We start from the raw sequence: 18,785 nt of genomic DNA on the forward strand, positions 1-18,785 counted from the left end.
GGGTTTCCTTCAAAAATGAATCAGGTGTTGGCGAGCCGCTCGGCCTGCAAAATGTGCGCGAGCGCGGTCTGGGCATCCGCCTGTTGGCTCAACAGATCCAGCGCCAGCGTCGCCAGCAGCAGGGAGGTTTTGCTTTCGCCCACACGGCCAATGCATTCTGCCAGTGCGGTGTAGGTCAGCTCAAGCTGGGTTTCACTCATGTCCGTTCTCCGGAAAAGACGCATGCAAGTGCTGCAGTGATAGGGGCGGGCGACGCTGCGGCGTCGCGCCAGCGGCCCATGACGTAGCCATCGGGCCGGATCAGATAGAGCGTGCCCTCGGCCGCGTCGCAGCGCTGCCAGGCCTGGCCGAGCGCATCGACGACCGTGTCGGCGTTCGCAGCGCCCCGGGCCGCCACGCGCAGCAGGCGCAGCGCGGCCACACCGGCGCGCCCGCTGCCGGCAAGCTGCTGCAAGGTCGCAGGCACATCGGGCTCGTTGGAGAAGTACAGCGCCACAAAACAGGTGCCGAACAGCGCTGTCAGGTGCCCCGGGCCTTGCAGGGTTTGCAGCGAGGCCTCGGGCGCCGGCAGGCCGGCATGGGCGCCGCCCGTGAATGCGCCGTCGCGCTCCGGCTGGTTCAGGGGCGAGCCCGCATACTCGATCGGCGCCGACTGGCGCGGGTTGATCAGCGGGCGCACGCCGGGTGCCACCGTGGCCAGGCGCAGCGCGGCCTCTCGCATCAGCGCAAAGCCGTGGTGCGGCGGCGCCATGAATTCGGTGCTCTTGGCGCCGTAGGCGATGTTCTCGCGCGTCGCCAGAACGCGCTCCATCGAGTAGCTGTCCAGCAGCGCTTCGCGGGCATGGCCCTGCTGCACCAGGGCCAGCTTCCAGGCCAGGTTGCCGGCGTCGTCCAGCCCCGAGTTGAGGCCGCGCACGCCAAAAATCGGCACCAGGTGCCCCGCATCGCCCGCAAACAGCACGCGGCCGTGCCGGTAGCTCGGCAGGGTCAGGCATTTGGCGTTGTAGATGGAGATCCACAGGGGCTTCCACGGCGCCGTCTCGCCGATCATGTCCAGGTGCGCCTGCACGCGCGGCAGCACGTTCTCGGGTTTGACCGCCTCCACCGGATTCTCGTGGTCGGCGACCTGGTAGTCGATGCGCCAGACGTTGTCGGGCTGGCGGTGCATCAGGATGGTGGAGCCCGGGTTGGACGGCGGGTCGAACCAGGCCAGGCGCTCCACCGCGCGCCGCGTGTCCTGCTCGATGTCCACGATCACATAGCGTCCCTCGTACTGCATGCCCTCGAGCTGCAGGCCCAGTTGCTCGCGCACCGTGCTGCGCCCGCCGTCGCAGGCGACCAGCCAGTCGGTGTGCACGCTGTGCGTGACGCCATCCGCCGTTTCAAAATCAACGTCCACGCCGTCGGCCTGCGCCCGCACGGTCGTCACGCGGGCCGACCAGCGCACATCGACCCCGCCGATGCGCGCCGCCGCCGCGTGCGCGTATTGCTCGATGTAGTACTGCTGGATGTTGAGCATCGGTGCGAAGCGCTCGCTGGGCTCGCTCGGCATTTTGAAATGCAGCACTTCGGTGCCCTGGAAGTAGCTGCGCCCGCCGACCCACGACAGGCCCTTGTCGACCAGGGGGCGGTCGGCACCGACCCAGCCGAGGATTTCCTGCGAGCGGCGCGCGATGCAGATGGCCCGGCTCCCCTCGCAGTACGACGCATCGGCCTCCAGCACGAGGCAGGCGACGCCGTGGTGTGCCAGCAGCGCCGCCAGCGACAGGCCAACCGGGCCGCCACCGGCAATGACCACCGGGACTTTGAGGGGAATGGAAGAAGCAGTGGCCATGGCTACCTGAGAGTTTGTTGAATGGGTTGCAAGGACTCCCTTGCGTTTATAGCGTTGATGGGGCCCGCGCGTTGCGGCCATAATTGGCGCGTGACTGAAAGTGCCCCGATGCCCGCGAACCCGCTCGACCTGATACGTCGGCGCCCCGGCGCGTGGCGCTGGCTGGCCGTGGTGGTGGCGCTCGCTTTTGCGCTGCTCGTCTCCACCGCGGCGACCCACCATCATCCGGCGGGCGAAGACCGCGACTGCGCCATTTGCGCCGCGGTCGTGCATGCGGTCTCCGACACGGTGCTTCCCGTCGCCGTCCCCGTTCCTTCGTACGTCCTGCTCTACGCGCTCGAGCGGACGCCCACGGCATCCCTGCACCACGCAGAGGCGGTGCCGTTCCCGTGCATCTGCGGACCTCCCACGCGAACCTTGTGACAGCGCCGGAAACGGCCATTCCTTGAGGTTTCCTGTCAGACGCCGGCGCAGCGCCGGTGTCCCGTTCGCCATGGTTTTGGAGGTTTGTTCATGCATTCGTTTAAATTGCGCCCGCTTGTTTTTTGTCTGTCGGGCATGTTGACCAGCCTGGGGGCGTGGGCCGCACCGCCCGACGCGGCGCCGGGCGCCCCGGCCGCGCCCGACGCCGCGGGCACGCTGTCCACGGTGGACGTCACCGTGCAGCAGTTGAAAAAGGCCCGTATCGACCTGTCGCCGCAGGTGGGCACCACGGTGTACCGGATCGATCGCACGCTCATCGACTCGCTGGGGCAGGGCGACGCCGCGCCGTTCGACGAGGTCCTGCTGCGCGTGCCCGGCGTCTCCAAGGACTCGACGGCTTCCGGCTCCATTCACGTGCGCGATGACCATGGCAATGTGCAGTACCGCATCAATGGGGTCGTGCTGCCGGAGAGCATTTCCGGCTTCGGCCAGTCGATCGATACGCGCTACGTGCAGTCGGTGGACTTTCTGACCGGCGCGCTGCCGGCGCAGTACGGCCTGCGCACGGCGGGCATCGTCGATATCCAGACCAAGGAAGGCCTGGCCAAGCCCGGCGGCTCGCTGGGGCTGGTGCTCGGCAGCCACAACACCCAGGAAGAGAATGCGTCGTTCTACGGCGCGAAAGGCAACCTGAGCTACTACCTGTCGGGCAGTCTGGTGTCGAACGACAACGGTATCGAGAATCCGCAGCCCACCCTGAACCCGCAAAACGACCACACGCGCCAGGGCAAGACGTTCGGCAATTTCTCGTACTTCGTGGACGACAGCACGCGCATCGGCTTCATGTTCGGCACCTACAACGGGAAGTTCCAGATCCCCACCAATCCCGGCCAGACGCCCAGCTACTCGCTGACGGGGTTCAGCGACACCGAGACGGGCTTCAACGCCCTGCCGTCAAGCGACGTGCGCGAGCAGCAAACCGAAGTCAACCGGTTCGCCGTGCTGTCGTTCCAGAAGTCCCTGGACAAGCTCGACTACCAGATCTCGGCGTTCCACCAGTACTCGGACCTGCACTATCTGCCCGATCCCGTGGGCGATCTGATCTACAACGGCGTGGCCTCCAACACGCTGCGCTCGAACACGGCCAACGGCCTGCAATTCGACGCGTCGTACAAGGCCAGCTCGGACCACACGCTGCGTTTCGGCTCCGCCTATACGCGCCAGGCCACGCGAAGCGACAACTCGGTGGCGGTTTTCCCGGTCGGTGCCGACGGCAGCCAGTCCAGCAGCGATCCGCTGACGATCACCGACAACTCGGGCAAGATCGGGCAGCTGTTCAGCCTGTACGCGCAGGACGAGTGGCGGCTCAATCCCAGGCTGACGTTGAACTACGGGCTGCGCTTCGACGCCGTGAACGCCTTCACGACGGAGCACCAGCTCAGCCCGCGCGTCAACATGGCCTACAAGCTGACGGAGGCCACCGCCCTGCATGCGGGTTACGCGCGCTACTTCACGCCGCCGCCGCAGGAACTGGCGTCGCAGGCCAGCATCAATCTTTATACGGGGACCACCAACCAGCCCGAGGTCGGCACCTCCGATCCGGTGAAGGCGGAGCGCACCGACTACTTCGATGTCGGCGCGTCGCACAAGGTGAACGACAGGCTCACGCTGTCGGCCGACGCCTACTACAAGAACATCCGTAATCTGCTGGATGAAGGCCAGTTCGGGCAGGCGCTGATTTTGTCCCCCTTCAACTACGCCAAAGGCTACGCGCGCGGACTCGAGTTGTCGGCCCGGTACAACGACGCGCACTGGGCCAGCTACGTGAATTTCGCGGTTCAAAAAGCGCAGGGCAGCAACATCATTTCCAGCCAGTCCCTGTTCGGCGCGGCCGAGCTGGCCTACATTGCCAGCCACTACATCTACCTCGATCACAACCAGACCTACACGCTGTCGGCGGGCACCAGCTACCGGTTCGGCGACAACCAGGTCAGCGGCGACCTGCTGTTCGGCAGCGGGCTGCGCAATACGCCCGAGGGGGGAGCGCCGAACAGCGGCACCTTGCCGGGCTACGCCGTGGTCAACGCGGCCTTCATGCACACCTGGAAGCAGGCCGATGGCGACCTGCAGGGGCGGGTCTCGCTGCTGAATGTGTTCGACAGAACCTACCTGCTGCGCGATGGCACGGGCGTCGGCGTCGGCGCGCCGCAATACGGTCTGCGGCGCAGCCTCTACGCGAGCCTGACCAAGCACTTTTGAGCGGGCGCGGACCGCAGCGGCCTACCGGCTGCTCTGCCCGCGAACGATCGCCTCCGAAATATTTGGAGGCGTCTCCGCGTAGTGCCTGAACTCCATGGTGTAGGTGGCGCGGCCCTGGGTGAGCGAGCGCAACGTGGTCGAGTAGCCGAACATTTCGGCCAGCGGCACCTCGGCGCGCACCAGCTTGCCGCCGCCGCCCGCGATGTCCTCCATGCCCTGGATCATGCCGCGGCGTGTCGACAGGTCGCCGATCACGTTGCCCATGAAGTCTTCCGGCACCTCGACCTCGACCGCCATCATCGGCTCCAGCAGGATGGGTCGCGCGCGGCGCATGGCGTCCTTGAACGCAATCGAGCCGGCCATGCGAAACGCGTTTTCGTTCGAGTCGACATCGTGCGACGAGCCGAACACCAGCGTGGCCTTCACGTCGACCACCGGGTAGCCCGCCAGCACGCCGGCCTTCAGACTCTCCTGGATGCCCTTGTCGACCGCCGGAATAAACTCGCGCGGAATCACGCCACCCTTGATCGCGTCGACGAACTCGTAGCCCTTGCCGGCAGGCTGCGGCTCCAGGTTCAGCACCGCGTGGCCGTACTGGCCGCGCCCGCCCGACTGCTTGATGAACTTGCCTTCCACATCTTTCACGGATTGCTTGATGGTTTCGCGGTACGCGACCTGCGGCTTGCCGACCGTGGCCTCGACGCCGAACTCGCGCCGCATCCGGTCCACCAGAATCTCCAGGTGCAGCTCGCCCATGCCCGAGATGATGGTCTGGCCCGACTCCTCGTCGGTCTGTACCCGAAACGACGGATCTTCCTGCGCGAGGCGGTGCAGCGCAATCCCCATCTTCTCCTGGTCGGCCTGGGTCTTGGGCTCGACCGCCTGCGAGATCACCGGCTCGGGAAAGATCATGCGCTCGAGGATGATGACTTTGTCCGGGTCGCACAGCGTGTCACCCGTGGTCACGTCCTTCAGGCCCACCGCGGCGGCGATGTCACCCGCCTGCACTTCCTTGATCTCCTGGCGCACGTTGGCATGCATCTGCAGGATCCGCCCGAGTCGCTCCTTGCGCGTCTTGCCCGGGATGTATACCGTGTCGCCGGTCTTGACCACGCCCGAATAGACGCGAAAGAAGATCAGTTGCCCGACGAACGGGTCCGTCATGATCTTGAACGCTAGCGCCGAGAACGGTTCGTTGTCGGCCGGGTGCCGCTCGATCTCCTTGTCGTCCTCGCTGTGACCCCGGATCGCGGGCACATCGATGGGCGAGGGCAGGTAGTCGAGGATCGCGTCGAGCAGCGCCTGCACGCCCTTGTTCTTGAACGCGCTGCCGCATAGCATGGGAACGATCTGGTTGCTCACCGTGCGCTGGCGCAGGCCCTGTTTGATTTCGTCCTCGGTCAAAGCCGTGCCGGCCAGGTATTTCTCCAGCAAGGCCTCGCTGCCTTCGGCGGCCGCCTCGATCATCTTGTCGCGCCACTGCGTGGCGCTGGCGAGCAGGTCGGCGGGGATGTCGGCGTATTCGAAATGCAGCCCCTGGCTGGTGTCGTCCCACAGGATGGCCTTCATCTTCACGAGGTCGATCACGCCCTGGAAATGCTCCTCGGCGCCGATCGGCAGCTGCACCGGCACCGCCACGCCCTTCAGGCGCTCGCTGATCTGGCGCTGCACGCGCAGGAAGTCGGCGCCCACGCGGTCCATCTTGTTGACGAAGGCGATGCGCGGCACCTGGTACTTGTTGGCCTGGCGCCAGACGGTTTCCGACTGCGGCTGCACGCCGCCGACCGCGTCATACACCATCACGGCGCCGTCGAGCACGCGCATGGAGCGCTCGACCTCGATCGTGAAGTCCACGTGACCGGGCGTGTCGATGATGTTGATGCGGTGCTCCGGGTAGTTGCCGGCCATGCCCTTCCAGAACGCGGTGGTCGCGGCCGAAGTGATGGTGATGCCGCGCTCCTGCTCCTGCTCCATCCAGTCCATGGTGGCCGTGCCCTCGTGCACCTCGCCGAGCTTGTAGTTGACCCCGGTATAAAAAAGGATGCGTTCGGTGGTCGTGGTCTTGCCGGCGTCGATATGGGCCGAAATGCCGATGTTGCGGTAGCGTTCGATGGGTGTTTTGCGGGTCATGAGAAGCTCCTTGCACGCCGCGCCCTGCGCGCCGTGCCCGTGGATTCTGCAACGGGCGGGCCGGCGCGTACAGGGCGCGTGTGTTTACCAGACAATACTCGCGTTCCACAGGCAAGGAGAAAATATGGCCATTGCGGGATGTGAATCGCTCAAGGTGCTGGCGTTCGACGTGTTCGGCACGGTGGTCGACTGGCATGGCGGCATCGCGCGCGAAGTCGCCGCGCTGGGGCTGGCCGTGGACCCCGGCGCATTTGCGCTGGCCTGGCGCGCCGGCTACCAGCCAGCCATGCGCCGCGTCATGTCGGGCGAGCTGGGCTGGACGCTGATCGACGACCTGCACCGCCTGATCCTGGACGACGTTCTCGACCAGTTCCACATCACGCACTTGACGCAAGCGCAGAAGCACCACCTCAACAAGGCGTGGCACCGGCTCGACGCGTGGCCCGATGCGGTCGAAGGATTGCGTCGGCTCAAGTCGAAATGCATCATTTGCACGCTGTCCAACGGCAATATCGGCCTGCTGACCGACATGGCAAAACGGGCCGGCCTGCCGTGGGATTGCATCCTGTCCGCCGAGGTCTTCAGGAAGTACAAGCCCGACCCGGCCGTTTACCTCGGAGCCGCCAAGGTCTTCGACGTCACGCCTGACGAGGTCATGCTGGTGGCGGCGCACCATGACGATCTGGCGGCGGCGCGCGCCTGCGGCCTGAAGACGGCTTACATCGAACGACCGGCGGAGTTGGGACCGGCCACGCCGAAGGATGTCTCGCCCGACCCGCGCAATACGCTGCATGCGCGCGACTTTCTGGCGCTGGCAGACCAACTGGGGTGCTGACTGCGGGACGCTCAAGGTGCCTGGAGTAACGTCACCCGCTCTTCGCCCAGCATGTCGATGACCTTCACCGCTACCGTGGCGCCCGCAGGCGGGGCCGGCAATTCGTAGCGGCCCGTCACCAGATCCTGTTTGCGCGCGGGTACGTCAGCCAGCGCCACGTTGAACACCTCGCCGTCGTGGTTCGTGTCGATCAGCACACAATCCACCACGGCGCGCCAGTCGGGAATCTGCGCGCGGAAGATGCCCTCCTGCAGGTCCAGCCGCGCAATGATGCTGGGTGACACCACATCGTCGATCTGCACCACGAGTTTGTCGCCGTTGCGTGTTGCGCTGGCCCGCACCGACATCGGCTCGTGCTTGATGAAGCCGCCCGCCTTGCGGTCGGTGCGCAGCTCGATCAGGTGGATTTTGTTGATGGGCCGGTTGTGGTTGTAGTGCTCCACCCACTCGCGTGCCTTGTGCTCCTGGCCCAGGCTGACGATCAGAATGTCGCGCTCTTCCTCGGGCCGGGTTTTGAGTTCGGCGCGCAGGGCTTCCAGGTCGAGCGGCGTAAGTGGGTGGTTCAGCGGAATGATCTTGGTCAGCATCTGCCCGCGCGTGCCGTCAAAGAACGGGTCGGTGCGCGTGCGCGTGATACCCAGATGCTCGCAGGCCAGCTCCACCGCCTCGTTGTGCTGGATCTGCAGGTCGTAGTCGTTCACGCGCCAGGTGCTGAAGGACAGCTGGCAGGGCGCGGGCGGCGCGTCGTCCTGCGCGACGAGTTCGCCTTGCCTGGTGTTGGCCAGTGCGGCCGCCTGCTCGCGCATCACGCCCTGCAGTCGTTTGGCCGTGGTCTGGATGGCGCCCTTGTTGATGTCGCAGCCAATCCAGCGGCGGCCGAGTTTTTGGGCCACGGCGGCCGTGGTGCCGGAGCCGATGAAGCAATCGAGCACGAGGTCGCCGGGGTTGGTGGAGGTGGCGATCAGCCGTTCCAGCAAGGTTTCTGGCTTCTGTGTCGGGTATTCAGAGCGTTCATCGGCCTGGCTGTTGACCGGGTTGATGTCGGTCCAGATGCTGCGAAGTGGGACACCTTCAGCTTCATCCAAGTAGCGAATCAGCTGTGGACGCTTTTGTTTGTCGCTCGGATACCAGATTCGTCCTTCTTCGTGAAGACGCTGCATTGTTTCTTTTGAATAACGCCAACCTTTTTCGGGTGGTGGATGACCCATCCAGTCGTAGGTCATGTTTGGGCGCGGATTGGGGCTGGTGATGTTGTCCAAACGATAGCGACGACCCGCAGCGTCCTTGCGTGCGTACTTGACCTCCAAGTAGTCTTCGCTATACGCATGGTATTGCTGGTTCCAGACAAAATCCGGCCCCTTGGTGCAATACATCACGACGTCGTGAATGTGGTTGTAAGTGGTTGAGTCGCTGCGCGCCGCTACCCGCTGCCAGATGATTTCGTTGCGAAAGCCATCCGGTCCAAACACTTCTTCCAGCAGGCAGCGCAGGTGGTGCGCCTTGTTCCAGTCACAGTGCAAATACAGCCCGCCATCCTCGCTCAGCAGCTCTTTTAGCATCAGCAGCCGCTCATACATGAACTGCAAATAGTTGTCGTTGCTCCAGATGTCGGTGTACTGCACCTGCTCGCCCAGCGCGTAGTCCTCACCGTCGATCTTCAGCGTGCCCCTGGGGCCGCGCAGCTGAACCTTGCGCACGTAGTCGGCGCCGCTGTCGAACGGCGGGTCGATATAGATCAGCTTGACCTGGCCGCGAAAGCCGTTGGCCAGCAGATGGGCCAGCACTTCCTTGTTGTCGCCGTGGTACAGCAGTCCGCCCTGGGGCAGGTCCGGCGGCCACTTCGACCAGTCGGCCGCGCCCAAACCCTGCACGAGCTGGGTATCGGTGGCGCTGAAGCGCTCGATGGCCTGCGCCGGAAACGCTGTGACGCGGCCCAGCGGCTTCTTGCCGACCCAGCTCAGCATGGGGCGGCCCTTGGCGCGGGTGATGGTCACGTCCGTGGGATTCTTGTTGGCTTTGGTGGTTGGGGAGGTGTCGTTCATGGCGGGCAATGTGCCGGGCGGTGGGCGTGGCGGGTCATTCGACCCAGTTTTCGACGTGAAGGCCTGGTACGCGCGCGAATTCGCGGGTGTTGTTGGTGACCAGAATCCAGCCCTCGGCGCGCGCGTGCGCGGCCAGCCAGAGGTCGTTGTTGCCAATCGGCAGCCCCTGTTTTTGCAGCGTGGCGCGAATGTCGCCATAGTGCTCGGCGGCGGCCAGCGGCAGCGGGCAGGGCTGGAGCAACTGGACCAGTTGTCCGATGGTGGCCAGGGCGCGTTCGCGGGCCTGGCTTTTCTCGGCGCCAAAGTGCAGTTCTCCCACGGTGATGACCGAGAGGGTCAGCTCATTCAGCGCGTGACGCGCAAAGCGCTCGCGCACCGCCGTCGGGTGTCCCTTGGCGATGTAGATGCAGATGTTGGTGTCCAGCAAGTAGCGAACGGGTGCGTCGGCCATGCTCAGAAAGCCTCGCGCTCTTGCGGCGGCGTGTCGTCCCGGCCCTGCGCCAGGAAGTCGGCGGGCAGGTCGGTCAGCAGGTCGAACACGGCTGCGGCATTGGCGGGCGTCTGGCGCAGCACGATGTCGTCGCCCTGGCGGAAGATTTCAACCTGTTCGACGTTCAGCCGAAACTCCTTGGGTAACCGCACCGCTTGGCTGTTGCCGGACTGAAAGACGCGGGCGTAAGTCATGGCATCTCCTTGCGAGAAATGTATATATTTGAAGTATATACGTTTATCCGACAATGAAGTCGCGCACGGCTCTCTTGCCTTCGTCATGCAGGGTGATGTTGGCAAACATGACGTGGTAGCTCAGCCGGTCGGGATTCAGGTCTTCCCAGCGTTTGAGCGCCACGGCCTTGCGGCCTTCCAGGGTTTGCGGGGCCTTGCCCTCTGAATGGCGGGCCAGGTCGGCGGCGATGTCGGGGCTGAGTTTGTCGTTCTTGACTTCTACAACGAGGTGCTTGCCGTCGGCGCGGCGCAGCACAAAGTCGGGCGTATAGGTATGCCAGCGGCCGTCGTCGCCCAGGTATTCGGCGCGCAGGTCGGTCTTGCCGGCATCGGTCAGGCCGCCGGTGAACCACAGGCCCTCGATCTGGTGCGGGTGGGCCTGCAGCAGGCCCAGCGTCCAGTCCAGAAACTCGGCTTCGGGACCGGAGTCGAAGTTGTAGCCTTCGTAATGGAAGCTGCTTTGTAGCGCCAGGGCGGCGTGGGCCGTGTCCTGTGCTGTTTTGTAGAGGGCTTCGCGCTCTTTGGCAAAGCTGATGCGGGCGGTGTAGACGGGTTGTCCGTCTACTTCGACCCGATCGAAGCCTTCGGCCTTGACCAGCGCCACGGCGACTTCGATTTCGTCCCAGGCTTCCTCATACTGGCCACGCTGGGATTCGATCTGCATGCCCAAGGCGTCGAGGTGATGCTCCGGAATTTGTAGCTGCTCACGCCCGTCCTGTATGGGTTGAGTGCCGTTTTCTCCATATGCGCAGCGCAGCGTGGCCAGCAGCTCGGGCGTGGGCAAGTGGTGGCTGGCGGCGAGACGGGCGGCGGCGGTGTAGGCGTCTAGCGTCGGCGTAAAAGACTCCAGCAGCACATCGGCTGCATCGAGCCGTTGCAGGCGCGCGTCGCCGCTGGCTGTGAGCACGGGACTCCAGGTTTGCACCACCGGGCCTTGGGGTGCGGGCACATCGGGCATGCGCAAGACCAGCGGCGCGGCGCTGGCGGCATCGGCCTTGCGCTGGATGCGCAGCACGCGTTTTTTGATCAGCAGCGGGGGCAGGTGGGGCTGGCGCAGGTGGATGGTTTTTTCCACGCGCTCGGCATGTGCGCCGTCCAGCGCTGTCAAGCTGGTGCCATAGGTTTCAGTCAACTGGTCTTCCAGCGTTTTCTTGTTGCTGGCCGTGAGGTAGACGCGGGCGGGCAGGGTGTTGCCGGGCACTTGGCGCAGGCAGCGGGTGGCGGCCTGCAGCACAAAGTTGTTGCTGCTGGCGAGCTTGCGCACCAGCGCGCAGGCAAACAGGCTGGGGCAGTTCCAGCCCTCGGTGCCCATGTTGACCAACAGCAGTATCCGGTGCGGTGCGGCAGGGTCGGAGCCCACGGCTTCGAAGGCGCGGCGCGTGGCGTCGCTGGATTTGTTGTCCACGGCCAGCAGTGTGTCGGTGCCAATGCCGTGCGTCAGCAGTGCCGATTCAATCGCGGAGCGCAGCTCATCGCGCGTTTCGAGGTTGGGAAAGTACAGCGCCAGCCGGGCCGGTGCGCCGTTGGGCAGTCGCGAAGCCCAGTAAGCCTGCACAAAATCGTCAACGACGTTTTGCACCATCTGCGCCGCTTCCCCATCGCCCAGCTCCAGTACCTTGATGCCGCCGGCCAGCTCCTTTAGCACGCCATCGCGGATGCCCTCGCCCAAGCCGTACCAGACCACCACGTCGCGCAGCGGCTGGCGCTCGAAGTAGGGCGTGCCGGTGGCGTTGATGGTGACGATGAGGTTGGTTTCCTGCGCCAGGTAGTCGATGGTGCGGCGCACCTTTTTGATGCCATCGTCCTTGAACACGGGCTCGCCGGTGTCCTTGTCCTTCTCCCACTTGCCCAGCAGCTTCTGGCCGTAGGTGTGGTGCGCTTCGTCGGAGAAAACGGCCAGGTGCGGCAGCGAGGCAATGGCCTGCAGGCGCAGGTTGGCAAGGGCCGTGGCTTCCTCCTCCTTGGTGCCGGCAAACAGGCGACTTTGCCCGGCGTTGCGCACGGTGGCCTTCTGGATGCGGATTTTTTCGGTGTTGGTGACGATGACGTTGAAGCTGCTGCCCAGCGTGATGGGAATGTTCTTGTCGCCGTCGCGCGTGAAGGTGAGCTTGAAGCTGGCGGCAAACGGTTTGTGCAGGCGCGCGGGCAGCACGCGCTCGAACGGAATGTCGGCCAGCTCACGCAGCGCGCTGAGAATGGTCTTGCCGGGCGCGAACACCAGCGCGTTCTGCACGAACGGGCCATCGGGGTATTCCAGCGCCATGGCGAATTCGGTGGCGACGATGCTGCCCATCAAGATGGTCTTGCCCGCGCCCATGGCCAGCGCCAGGATGTAGCTCGGGTAGTCCAGCGCGAAGGTTTCGCGCAGAGACTCCAGCCCGTGTTGGCGCACGAAGGCGTTGTCGGTTTGTAGCCGCTCGATGACGGCGTCCAATCCATCGTCCGCAATCATGCTCACGATTTCGGTTGATGTCAGGCCCATGGCTTCGCGCCTGTCTTTGGGCTTGGGGAACAGTGCGGTGTACAGGGTCGGGGACGCGTGGCGTGTTCAGTATCAGCCGCAGGTACCAGTAGGTTTCCAGCGCCCGGAATTGCGCGCGCCGCAGATAGCGCAACTGGTCGGTGGCGGGGTCTTCCAGCGCGAAGTCCAGGATTTCGCCGATGGCGGGGAAGTCCGGGCAGTCGTAGCGGGCGGCACGCCATGCGTCCACGCGTTCGGTCAGTGCTTGAAAGAGATGGCTCATGAAGGTTCTTTCATTGCAAGTTCCTGGCACAGCGCCAGCAGCGGCACGGCGTGTACCTCGTGGCCGAGCGGAAACGAGTCCTGCCCAGGGTAGACAACCAGCTTGCGTGCTGGCGCGAGGTCATCGCAGGCTGCATGAAAGCCGCGCTCCACTTTGGGTGCGAGGCTGCGCTTTATCTCTATGGCCCAGAGGGCGCCACCCGGCCATGCCAGCAGCAGGTCGATCTCGGCCCCGCCACTGGTGCGATAAAAATAAGCCTGCACGGTGGACGGAGCGCAGGCCAGCAGGTTTTCAATGACAAAACCCTCCCAGCTGGCACCCACCACCGGGTGGGACAGCAGGGTCTCTTTGTCGGCGATGTCCAGCAGGGCATGCACCAGGCCGCTGTCGCGCACGTAGACCTTGGGCGACTTGACCAGTCGTTTACCGATGTTCGCGTGCCACGGGGGCAGACGCCGTACCAGCAGCAGGTCGCACAGCAGGTCGATGTAGCTTTGGGCCGTCTTCACATCCACACCCAGGTTGCGGGCAAGGCTCGCCACATTGAGCAGGCCGCTCTGGTGGTGCGCCAGCATGGTCCAGAAGCGGCGCAGGGTCTCTGCCGCAATGCGCGGGCCAAATTGCGGAATGTCGCGTTCCAGGTAGGTGCGGATGAAGTTTTGCCGCCAGCGCAGGCTGCGCGCGTCGCTGGGAGCCGTCAGGCTGTCGGGAAAACCGCCGCGCAGCCAGAGCGCGTCAATAGGTTCTGCCCCTGTTTCCAGCACGTTGAGGGGGCCGAGCTCCAGGTAGGCGATGCGGCCGGCCAGCGTTTCGCCCGACTGCTGCAGCAGGTCGAGCGAGGCGGAGCCCAGCAACAGGTACTGGCCCGCTCGCCTGCCCTCGCGTCGGGCCTGGTCAATCAGACCGCGCAGCACGGGGAACAAACCGGGCGCGCGGTGCACCTCGTCGAGGATGACCAGCTTGTCCAGATGGTCCGACAAGTAGAGCTCGGGCACGGCCAGCCTGGCGCGATCGTGCTCCGACTCAAGGTCCAGGTAAAGGCTGGCTCGTCCCTTCGCAATCTCCAGCGCCAGCGTGGTCTTGCCGGACTGGCGTGGACCCAGCAGAGCGACGGCCGGCGAATGCTCCAACTCTTCAATGAGTCGGTGTTGGAGATGGCGAGGAAACATCCTTGCAATTATGGAGTTTCATTCCATGATTTGCAAGGTTAAATTTCCCGGCTCATCACACCCCGCGCGCCCGGTCCGCCTTGAACTGCTGGACGAATTCACCAAACCGCCCCGTATCGAGCGCCTCGCGCACCTCGCGCATCAGGTTCAGGTAGTAGTGCAGGTTGTGGATGCTGGCCAGCATGGGGCCGAGCATTTCACCGCAGCGGTCCAGGTGGTGCTGGTAGGCGCGGGAAAAGCCCTCGCGGCCGCCGTCGGCCCAGGCGACGCCCGAGCTGCCGGCGCAGGCATGGCAGGTGCAGCTCGGATCCAGCGGCTGGGGGTCGGTCTTGTGGCGCGCGTTGCGGATCTTCAGGTCGCCGAAGCGCGTGAACAGCGTGCCGTTGCGCGCGTTGCGCGTGGGCATTACGCAGTCGAACATGTCCACGCCCTGCGCCACGCCTTCCACCAGGTCTTCGGGCGTGCCCACGCCCATCAGGTAGCGCGGCTTGTGCGCCGGCAGCCTGTGCGGTGTGTGCGCCATGATGCGCAACATCTCGTCCTTGGGCTCACCCACGCTGACGCCGCCGATCGCATAGCCGGGGAAATCCATCGCGACGAGCCGCTCCAGCGATTCTTCGCGCAGGTTCTCGAACATGCCGCCCTGCACGATGCCGAACAGTGCGTTCGGGTTTTGCAGCCGCTGGAACTCATCCCGACTGCGCGCGGCCCAGCGCAGGCTCATTTCCATCGACGCTCGCGCCTCGCGCTCGGTGGTGATGTGGCCCTTGGTCTCATACGGCGTGCACTCGTCGAGCTGCATCGCAATGTCGCTGTTCAGCAGCGTCTGGATCTGCATGCTCACCTCGGGCGACATGAACAGCTTGTCGCCATTGACGGGAGAGGCAAAGTGCACGCCCTCCTCGGTGATCTTGCGCATCTCGCCCAGCGACCAGACCTGGAAGCCGCCCGAGTCGGTCAGGATCGGCCGGCTCCATTTCTCAAACTGGTGCAGCCCGCCAAAACTCGCCATCACGTCCTGCCCCGGACGCATCCACAAATGAAAGGTGTTGCCCAGGATGATCTGCGCGCCCATCTCTTCGAGACTGCGTGGCAGCACGCCCTTGACGGTGCCGTAGGTGCCGACCGGCATGAAGATGGGCGTCTCGACCACGCCGTGGTTCAGGGTGAGGCGCCCGCGGCGCGCGTGCGAGCCGGGGTGGGTGCCAGAGGCGTCGTCGGTCTTGAGCAGTTCAAATTGCAGCATGGTCGGGGGCTTGTCGGGTGAGCAGCATGGCGTCGCCATAGCTGAAAAAGCGGTAGCGCGATTCAATCGCGTGGCGGTACAGCGCCATGATGTGCTCGTAGCCGGCAAACGCGCTCACCAGCATCATCAGGGTGGACTTGGGCAGGTGGAAGTTGGTGATCAGGCTGTCAACCAGCTTGAAGTCAAACCCCGGCGTGATGAAGATGCGCGTGTCGCCTCTAGCCTGGCCGCTGGCGGCCATGGATTCCAGCGTGCGCACCGTGGTCGTGCCGACCGCGATGAGGCGGCCGCCGCGCGCACGGCACTGTTCAATAGCGCGCTGCGTGGCCTCGGGCACGTCGTACCACTCGCTGTGCATCTGGTGCTCGGCCAGGTCCTCGGTCTTCACCGGCTGGAAGGTGCCCGCGCCCACGTGCAGGGTCACGCTGGCACGCTGCACGCCGCGCGCGTCGAGTGCGGCCAGCAGTGCTTCGTCGAAGTGCAGCGCGGCCGTCGGCGCCGCCACCGCGCCCGGGTTCTTGGCGAACACCGTCTGGTAGCGCCGTTCGTCCTCTTCCGAATCGGTGTGGGTGATCGCGGCGCCTTGGTGCCGCTTGATATACGGCGGCAGCGGCACGTGGCCGTGGCGCTCCATCAAGGCGTAAGGGTCGTCGCCCGCATCGTTGGACAGCACAAAGCGGAACATGGCGCCTTGCTCGTCGGGCCAGCGCCCCAGCAGCGTGGCGCGAAAACCGCCACCGCCCGCCAGCACCAGCGTGGTGCCCGGCTCCGGCTTTTTGCTGACCCGCATATGGGCCGCGACCTGGTTGCCGGACAGCACGCGCTCGACCAGCAGCTCCACCTTGCCGCCGGTCGGCTTCTCGCCGAACAGGCGTGCCTTGATGACCTGCGTGTCGTTGAACACCATCAGATCGCCGGGGTTGAGCAGCGCGGGCAGGTCGTGAAAGATGCGGTCCACCGGCGCCGCGCCGCGGCCGTCGAGCAGGCGTGAGGCGCTGCGCTCGGGGGCCGGGTGCTGGGCAATCAGTTCGGGGGGCAGTGCGAAATCGAAATCGCCAAGCAGGAAGGTGCGCGGCGCGCCTGGGAGTGAGTGGTGCATGGTGCTTGAGGGCTGGACGAACCCGTGCCAAGTAAAAAATGGGGCAGAAGTGCAGGCAGAATTGTCCCATGCTAGACGCGCCGTCCGCCCAACCGACCACGAGCCCGGCTCAAAAAGCCCTGCTCAAGCTGGGTTTGCGGCGCGACATCGACCTGGCGCTGCACCTGCCGCTGCGCTACGAGGACGAAACCCGCATCGCGCGGCTGGCCGACGCGCGCGAGGGCGACACGCTGCAGATCGAGGCGACCGTCACAGCCTGCGAGGTCAGCTTTCGCCCGCGCCGCCAGCTGCTGGTGACGGTCGATGACGGCTCCGACACCTGCCTGCTGCGCTTTTTCAACTTTTATCCGTCACAGCAAAAAGCGCTGGCGGTGGGCGCGCGCATTCGTGTGCGCGGCGAGGTCCGCGGCGGCTTTGGGGGGCTGACGATGATGCACCCCTCGTTCCGCGCGGCCGGCGGCGAACTGCCCACGGCGCTGACGCCGGTCTATCCCACCGTGGCCGGCCTGCCGCAGGCGTATTTGCGCAAGGCCGTGCTGGGCGGGCTGGCGCATGCGGACCTGTCGGATACGCTGCCCGCGCCGGCGTTGCCGGGCTCATGCGAAAATTTAAGCGAAATCGGCCCAAAGCCCTTATGGAGCCTGCGAGAGTCGCTATCGTTTTTGCACCACCCCACGCCCGACGTCGCGTTGGCCACGCTGGAAGACCACAGCCACCCGGCCTGGCAGCGACTCAAGGCCGAGGAGTTGCTGGCGCAGCAGTTGTCGCAATTGCAGGCCAAGCGCGCGCGCGAGCATTTGCGCGCGCCGGCGCTGCGCCCGCAGCGCGGCGGCCTGCACGAACAGCTGCTGGCCGTGCTGCCGTTTGCGCTGACCCGCGCCCAGCACCGCGTGAGCGAGGAAATCGCGCGCGACCTGGCCCAAGCCGTTCCCATGCACCGCCTGCTGCAGGGCGATGTCGGTTCCGGCAAGACCGTGGTCGCTGCGCTGGCCGCCGCCATCTGCATCGACGCGGGCTGGCAATGCGCGCTGATGGCGCCGACCGAAATCCTGGCCGAGCAGCACTTTCGCAAACTGATCGGCTGGCTCGAGCCCCTGCTCGCGCCGCTGCGCCTGCGCACCGCCTGGCTGACCGGCAGCCAGAAAGCGAAAGAGCGGCGCGAGATGCTGGCGCTGATCGAGAGCGGCGAGGCGGCGCTGGTGATCGGCACCCACGCGGTGATCCAGGACAAGGTCGTGTTCAAGCGCCTCGCGCTGGCCATCATCGACGAGCAGCACCGCTTTGGCGTGGCGCAGAGATTGGCCTTGCGCAGCAAGGCCAACTCTGCGCCTGGCGCAGTGCATGTGCCCGCCCCCACCCCGGCCCTCCCCCGCGCGGGGGAGGGAGAGCCGCAGCGCGAACCTCATCTGCTGATGATGACGGCCACCCCGATCCCGCGCACGCTGGCCATGAGCTACTACGCCGACCTGGAGGTCTCGACCCTGGACGAGCTGCCGCCGGGGCGCACGCCCGTCATCACCAAGCTCGTGCACGAATCGCGCCGCGACGAGGTGATAGAGCGCATCCGCGCCCAGTTGGCGCAGGGCCGGCAGGTCTACTGGGTCTGCCCGCTGATCGAAGAGAGCGAAGCGCTCGACCTGGTCAACGCCACGCAGACCCACGCGGCGCTGAGCGAGGCGCTCGCCGGCGCGCGCATGAACGGCGGCAAGGCCACCATGGTCGGCCTGCTGCATTCGCGCATGCCGGTGGCCGAGAAAAGGGCGGTGATGGCGCTGTTCACGGGTGGCCAGATGGGCGTGCTGGTCAGCACCACCGTGATCGAGGTCGGCGTGGACGTGCTCAACGCCTCGCTGATGGTGATCGAGCACGCCGAGCGCTTTGGCCTGTCGCAGCTGCACCAGCTGCGCGGGCGCGTCGGGCGCGGCGCGGCGGCGTCGGCCTGCGTGCTGCTGTATTCCACCGGCGAGGCGCCGCGCCTCGGGGAGACCGCCAGGGCCCGCCTCAAGGCCATGGTCGAGACCAGCGACGGCTTTGAAATTGCGCGGCGCGATCTGGAGATTCGCGGGCCGGGCGAATTCCTCGGCGCCCGCCAGTCCGGTGCGCCGCTGCTGCGCTTTGCCGACCTCGCGCTCGATGCCGACCTGCTGGACTGGGCGCGGAATCTGGCGCCGCAGATGCTGGATCAGCACCCCGAACTGGCCGACAAGCACGTGCAGCGCTGGCTGGGCGGCAGGGCGGAATACCTCAAGGCCTGAGGCGCTGGCGACCACTGGCGACACCT

At 65.5% G+C, this 18,785-nt stretch carries 14 protein-coding genes; 4 read left to right on the forward strand and 10 right to left on the reverse strand.

All coding sequences use genetic code 11. From position 1 onward, the window contains the following. Window positions 1-20: 20 nt before the first annotated feature. Both B0E49_RS16975 and B0E49_RS16980 read right to left on the reverse strand, forming a co-directional pair. Window positions 21-200 (reverse strand): hypothetical protein, encoded by a 180-nt coding sequence (locus B0E49_RS16975; protein ID WP_077563569.1) that lies wholly within the window; start codon window positions 198-200, stop codon window positions 21-23. Further along, on the reverse strand, window positions 197-1,834 hold the full coding sequence (locus tag B0E49_RS16980) for an FAD-dependent oxidoreductase (protein ID WP_077563571.1): 1,638 nt from the start codon (window positions 1,832-1,834) through the stop codon (window positions 197-199). The genes B0E49_RS16975 and B0E49_RS16980 overlap by 4 nt, the downstream gene beginning before the upstream one ends. A gap of 108 nt (window positions 1,835-1,942) precedes the next feature. Here B0E49_RS16980 and B0E49_RS16985 point away from each other — a divergent pair, with 108 nt between their 5' ends. Continuing rightward, a complete protein-coding gene (locus B0E49_RS16985) occupies window positions 1,943-2,257 on the forward strand; it encodes a hypothetical protein (RefSeq protein WP_077563573.1) in 315 nt (104 codons plus the stop codon). Between the two features lie 90 nt (window positions 2,258-2,347). After that, entirely contained in the window at window positions 2,348-4,516 is a 2,169-nt protein-coding gene (locus B0E49_RS16990) for a TonB-dependent receptor (RefSeq protein ID WP_077563575.1), read from the forward strand. A 21-nt stretch (window positions 4,517-4,537) separates the two neighbouring features. Here B0E49_RS16990 and fusA read toward each other — a convergent pair whose 3' ends face one another. Continuing rightward, on the reverse strand, window positions 4,538-6,646 hold the full coding sequence (gene fusA / locus B0E49_RS16995; RefSeq protein WP_077563577.1) for an elongation factor G: 2,109 nt from the start codon (window positions 6,644-6,646) through the stop codon (window positions 4,538-4,540). 124 nt (window positions 6,647-6,770) lie between these two features. On the opposite strand from fusA, the gene B0E49_RS17000 reads away from it, so the two are divergent. Beyond that, window positions 6,771-7,481 (forward strand): haloacid dehalogenase type II, encoded by a 711-nt coding sequence (locus B0E49_RS17000; protein WP_077563579.1) that lies wholly within the window; start codon window positions 6,771-6,773, stop codon window positions 7,479-7,481. 11 nt (window positions 7,482-7,492) lie between these two features. On the opposite strand, the gene B0E49_RS17005 is transcribed toward B0E49_RS17000, so the two are convergent. The 7 genes from B0E49_RS17005 to queA form a co-directional block, all read right to left on the reverse strand. Further along, a complete protein-coding gene (locus B0E49_RS17005; protein WP_077563581.1) occupies window positions 7,493-9,523 on the reverse strand; it encodes a site-specific DNA-methyltransferase in 2,031 nt (676 codons plus the stop codon). A 34-nt stretch (window positions 9,524-9,557) separates the two neighbouring features. After that, window positions 9,558-9,974 (reverse strand): type II toxin-antitoxin system tRNA(fMet)-specific endonuclease VapC, encoded by a 417-nt coding sequence (gene vapC / locus B0E49_RS17010; RefSeq protein WP_077563582.1) that lies wholly within the window; start codon window positions 9,972-9,974, stop codon window positions 9,558-9,560. Between the two features lie 2 nt (window positions 9,975-9,976). Continuing rightward, complete coding sequence (locus B0E49_RS17015) at window positions 9,977-10,207, reverse strand: antitoxin (RefSeq protein WP_077563584.1); 231 nt, start codon at window positions 10,205-10,207, stop codon at window positions 9,977-9,979. Between the two features lie 43 nt (window positions 10,208-10,250). Next, entirely contained in the window at window positions 10,251-12,728 is a 2,478-nt protein-coding gene (locus B0E49_RS17020; protein WP_217349261.1) for a DEAD/DEAH box helicase family protein, read from the reverse strand. Between the two features lie 258 nt (window positions 12,729-12,986). After that, window positions 12,987-14,120, reverse strand: a complete 1,134-nt coding sequence (locus B0E49_RS17025; RefSeq protein ID WP_286138082.1) for an ATP-binding protein — start codon at window positions 14,118-14,120, stop codon at window positions 12,987-12,989. Window positions 14,121-14,214: 94 nt separating this feature from the next. Then, a complete protein-coding gene (tgt, locus tag B0E49_RS17030) occupies window positions 14,215-15,405 on the reverse strand; it encodes a tRNA guanosine(34) transglycosylase Tgt (RefSeq protein ID WP_077563588.1) in 1,191 nt (396 codons plus the stop codon). Beyond that, on the reverse strand, window positions 15,392-16,504 hold the full coding sequence (gene queA / locus B0E49_RS17035) for a tRNA preQ1(34) S-adenosylmethionine ribosyltransferase-isomerase QueA (protein WP_077563590.1): 1,113 nt from the start codon (window positions 16,502-16,504) through the stop codon (window positions 15,392-15,394). Before queA ends, tgt begins: the two co-directional genes overlap by 14 nt. Window positions 16,505-16,572: 68 nt before the next feature. Here queA and recG point away from each other — a divergent pair, with 68 nt between their 5' ends. Beyond that, window positions 16,573-18,759, forward strand: a complete 2,187-nt coding sequence (gene recG, locus B0E49_RS17040) for an ATP-dependent DNA helicase RecG (protein ID WP_144264610.1) — start codon at window positions 16,573-16,575, stop codon at window positions 18,757-18,759. The last annotated feature ends 26 nt before the right edge of the window (window positions 18,760-18,785 follow it).

Source organism: Polaromonas sp. C04, assembly GCF_002002705.1.
Taxonomy (GTDB): domain Bacteria; phylum Pseudomonadota; class Gammaproteobacteria; order Burkholderiales; family Burkholderiaceae_C; genus Rhodoferax_A.

Excerpts from the sequence above, each read along its gene's own strand:
- B0E49_RS16985 (WP_077563573.1), top strand. The coding sequence starts at position 1,943 with ATGCCCGCGAACCCGCTCGACCTGATACGTCGGCGCCCCGGCGCGTGG.
- B0E49_RS17015 (WP_077563584.1), bottom strand. The coding sequence starts at position 10,207 with ATGACTTACGCCCGCGTCTTTCAGTCCGGCAACAGCCAAGCGGTGCGG.
- B0E49_RS17005 (WP_077563581.1), bottom strand. The coding sequence starts at position 9,523 with ATGAACGACACCTCCCCAACCACCAAAGCCAACAAGAATCCCACGGAC.
- B0E49_RS16975 (WP_077563569.1), bottom strand. The coding sequence starts at position 200 with ATGAGTGAAACCCAGCTTGAGCTGACCTACACCGCACTGGCAGAATGC.
- vapC (WP_077563582.1), bottom strand. The coding sequence starts at position 9,974 with ATGGCCGACGCACCCGTTCGCTACTTGCTGGACACCAACATCTGCATC.
- B0E49_RS17000 (WP_077563579.1), top strand. The coding sequence starts at position 6,771 with ATGGCCATTGCGGGATGTGAATCGCTCAAGGTGCTGGCGTTCGACGTG.
- queA (WP_077563590.1), bottom strand. The coding sequence starts at position 16,504 with ATGCACCACTCACTCCCAGGCGCGCCGCGCACCTTCCTGCTTGGCGAT.
- tgt (WP_077563588.1), bottom strand. The coding sequence starts at position 15,405 with ATGCTGCAATTTGAACTGCTCAAGACCGACGACGCCTCTGGCACCCAC.
- B0E49_RS17020 (WP_217349261.1), bottom strand. The coding sequence starts at position 12,728 with ATGGGCCTGACATCAACCGAAATCGTGAGCATGATTGCGGACGATGGA.
- recG (WP_144264610.1), top strand. The coding sequence starts at position 16,573 with ATGCTAGACGCGCCGTCCGCCCAACCGACCACGAGCCCGGCTCAAAAA.
- B0E49_RS16990 (WP_077563575.1), top strand. The coding sequence starts at position 2,348 with ATGCATTCGTTTAAATTGCGCCCGCTTGTTTTTTGTCTGTCGGGCATG.
- B0E49_RS16980 (WP_077563571.1), bottom strand. The coding sequence starts at position 1,834 with ATGGCCACTGCTTCTTCCATTCCCCTCAAAGTCCCGGTGGTCATTGCC.
- fusA (WP_077563577.1), bottom strand. The coding sequence starts at position 6,646 with ATGACCCGCAAAACACCCATCGAACGCTACCGCAACATCGGCATTTCG.